We start from the raw sequence: 2,013 nt of genomic DNA, 5'->3' as shown, positions 1-2,013 counted from the left end.
CAGCGCAGCAATACCGGAGAGGCCAACCAGTTCGAAATGATCAAGAAATTGGAGCTTGATGAGGACGCGCACCACGAGTTGTCGGCATATTGCCGCCACATAGGCATTGAATTTTTTTCTACGCCGTTTTCCGAGGAAGCGGTTGCATTGTTAACGCGGCTTGATGTGAGGCGCATCAAGCTTCCTTCGGGCGAGATTACCAACAAGTCATTGCTTGAATGTGCCGCGGCGACTGGTTTGCCGCTATTGCTGTCTTCGGGCATGTCGACGATGGCTGAAGTGCAAACCGCCATTCACTGGATTTCTGCCGCGCGGCAGGCGAGGGGGCTTTCTGAGGCAGGATCTGACAACCTGACGTTGTTGCATTGCACTTCAGCCTATCCCGCGCCTGCCGATTCACTCAATCTCTTGGCGATGCAGGCCATGAGCCGCGAATGCGGCTTGCCGACGGGGTACTCTGATCATAGCGAAGGGATTGAGGCGGCGCTGGCCGCCACTGCGCTCGGTGCCTGCGTGATTGAAAAGCATCTGACGCTTGATACGACGCTGCCCGGGCCTGATCATCTCGCTTCCGCAGACCCAGCGACTTTTACAGCGATGGTTCGGGGTATCAGAATGGTCGAAACGATGCGGGGTGACGGCCTCAAGCGTCCCCAGCTTATAGAGCACAACACCCGCGATGTAGCACGGCGTAGCGTAGTGCTTAGCCGTGATGTCCCAGGGGGAACGGTGTTGACGCCAGACGATTTATGCCTGCGCCGGCCCGGGACCGGTATTGCGCCAGCACAACAAGTCAACGTTTTGGGGTGTCGCCTTACTCAAGACATGCCTGCATATACCCTCCTTGCGCCATACATGCTGGAAGGCTGGAAGTAATGCCTGAACGCCGCATTCTCTACGTGACTGGCACTCGGGCGGACTTTGGCTTGATGGCCTCCACGCTGCATCGGATTGCGGTGCACCCCGGTTTGACTCTGCAGATCGCTGTCACAGGAATGCACCTCAGGCCCGAGTGCGGCATGACTGTCACGGAGATAGAGGCTTCTGGCCTTTCCATCGTGGCGCGCATACCCACAGACGTTGGGTTGCGCACCGCTGCTGCTATGTCAAGCGGCATCGGACAGGCCATCATTGGACTGACGCGTGTCCTTGAAGAGGAAAAACCGGATTTGCTGCTGGTCATTGGTGATCGCGGTGAAATGCTGGCCGGTGCCATTGCGGCTCTGCACTTGGGAGTGCCAATTGTTCACCTGCACGGTGGCGAGCGGTCTGGTACTGTTGACGAACCTGTGAGGCATGCGCTGACAAAACTTTCCCACTGGCATTTTGTGGCGACAGAAGAGTCACGGGAGCGTGTCATTCGCATGGGTGAAAAGCCCGAACATGTTTGGGTCACGGGTGCTCCCAGCCTGGACGATCTCCAACTTCTGTACGACTTCTCCCGCGCCACAGTTGCTGTTGAGCTGGGTTTGTCGGCCGAAGCGCATTATGCGCTGGTGCTGTTTCATCCGGTAGTGCAGGAGTCACAGGGTACATATGAACAGACGACTGCATTGCTATCTGCCATTCGCCAGACATTGCCTGAAAAAGGCATCGAGGTAATCTGGCTTGATCCCAATGCCGATGCCGGCTCTGCAGAAATTTTGCGTGCCGTTGAGGCCTTGGACATACGGCGTTTTGCACACTTGCCACGTTCACTGTACCTTGCGGCCTTGAGAAATGCAGACGTTCTTATTGGAAATTCGTCATCGGGCGTTATCGAAGCCGCTAGCTTTGGTACGCCGGTTGTCAATATTGGCAACCGGCAACGCGCCAGACAACGCAATGTGAACACCATTGATTCCACCAACGACAGCGACTCCATAGCGAAAGCGATTCGATCTGGACTTGATCATGGTCGATTTCCTCCCGGAAATTTTTATGGTGACGGCCAAGCAGGTGCCCGCATCGTTCATCTTCTCGCTACCCAGAGCATTGCGCCAGATATCCTGGACAAGGTCAATACTTATTAAC

General features: G+C 55.7%; 2 protein-coding genes. Both read left to right on the top strand.

The window, feature by feature from the left end; genetic code table 11:
• The coding region (locus AC1D1X_RS21730) for an N-acetylneuraminate synthase family protein (RefSeq protein WP_477699158.1) at window positions 1-876 on the top strand (876 nt) is incomplete at its 5' end.
• Complete coding sequence (neuC, locus tag AC1D1X_RS21725; RefSeq protein WP_477671338.1) at window positions 876-2,012, top strand: UDP-N-acetylglucosamine 2-epimerase; 1,137 nt, start codon at window positions 876-878, stop codon at window positions 2,010-2,012. The genes AC1D1X_RS21730 and neuC, both read left to right, overlap by 1 nt.
• The last annotated feature ends 1 nt before the right edge of the window (window position 2,013 follow it).

The sequence above is a fragment of the Polaromonas sp. P1_G4 genome, from assembly GCF_056405475.1.
This window is presented reverse-complemented; position numbering and strand designations above follow the sequence as displayed.

What these genes read in the sequence shown, in the direction of transcription:
- neuC (WP_477671338.1), top strand. Translation starts at nt 876, where the DNA reads ATGCCTGAACGCCGCATTCTCTACGTGACTGGCACTCGGGCGGACTTT.